Origin of the sequence: Plebeiibacterium sediminum, assembly GCF_026013605.1 — a bacterium.
In the GTDB taxonomy this organism is placed as follows: domain Bacteria; phylum Bacteroidota; class Bacteroidia; order Bacteroidales; family Marinilabiliaceae; genus Saccharicrinis; species Saccharicrinis sediminus.
This window is the reverse complement of the sequence record NZ_JAPDPJ010000380.1, coordinates 1-354: the sequence shown is the minus strand read 5'-3', so window position 1 is coordinate 354 and position 354 is coordinate 1. Positions and strand designations below refer to the sequence as shown.

Annotated in this window: 1 protein-coding gene; it reads left to right on the top strand. The window is 43.2% G+C overall.

Features of this window, described 5'->3' with window-relative positions; translation table 11 throughout:
- On the top strand, positions 1–235 hold a 235-nt coding region (locus OM075_RS25860), incomplete at its 5' end, for a hypothetical protein (RefSeq protein ID WP_301193419.1).
- Between the last annotated feature and the right edge of the window lie 119 nt (positions 236–354).

The window sequence follows — 354 nt, the reverse complement described above, 5'->3', positions numbered from 1 at the left end:
AAAAGCGGTGCTGTTTGAAGACTTGAGGTACGAAAGTCAAGTTCAGCGCTTTCGACGAAGGCACCGTAGTTTTTTGAGCGAAGCAGGTGTAGCCGCCGGCGGACTTTTTGTTTCCTTTTTTGACTGTAGAAAAAAGGAAAAGCCCAGCGGCTTGAGCGAAAAAGGGAAAAGGGAAAAGGGAGAAAGGAACAAGGAGAAAGGAAAAGGGTTAAAGGTATTTGAGCAGAGAGCATAGTGTTAAGAGCGTAGTGTGGATTCTAAAAAACTGAGGTAAACGGTGCTAGAATATTGTATTATAAGGTCCGAGTTGCAAACTCGAACCAGCATTTGAGCAAGATACACTGCATAGAATAA